At 45.3% G+C, this 680-nt stretch carries 1 protein-coding gene; it reads left to right on the top strand.

What is annotated here, in order from left to right; translation table 11 throughout:
* Positions 1 to 680: hypothetical protein (locus ACFILZ_RS10065; RefSeq protein ID WP_375611084.1), on the top strand; the 680-nt coding region annotated here is incomplete at both ends.

The raw sequence follows: 680 nt of genomic DNA on the forward strand, positions 1-680 counted from the left end.
AGCTCGGGTCTTTTAGAAGCCGTGTCAGGCGATATGACCTTCGATGTCTCAGCGCTTACCAACATGCGTGAAGGTGGGGTTGAAGTTAGCGATAAAGTGGTTTCTCACAGTTACGTGCGAGGAGAATGGGAAAATATCCCAAATGTTGATAAACACACAAGGATCAAGAAAAATATCGACACTACGATCATTCGTCAGCAGCCTCATTTTACCAATAATGCGGCACAGATTTTGGTAGGGCGTCATCTCACGGTCCATGCCGGTGATATCCGCAATAGCTATAGTTTGATTGCTGCTAATGGCAACATTGAGATGCAGGGTGATACGCTGCTCAATGAGGGGCGTGATTTAATTGAAACAACCAAGATTGTAACTGAAACACGCTACAGATATAAGCAATGTAGTGCCACAAATCCAGCATGTATAGGGCAAGGTGCAGAAGAATGGGATGGTCCTACTTTTACCCAAACACTCAAACGCACTTATGATGCTGTTTATGGCACGATTGAAGCTGGTGGCACGCTTGATGCCAAGTTGACAGGCTATATTGACAATCATGCGGTGCGTGAAGGGGTTGAGCAAGTTGGCTTAAGCTCTGGCGAGAAAGGTTTGGCTGGTGTTAAAAACACCGATTTTGACGGTTCCAAACCACTGATTAGTGATGATCGATTAGATGGGAT

Origin of the sequence: Bartonella sp. AP40SXNS, assembly GCF_042195825.1 — a bacterium.
In the GTDB taxonomy this organism is placed as follows: Bacteria; Pseudomonadota; Alphaproteobacteria; order Rhizobiales; family Rhizobiaceae; genus Bartonella.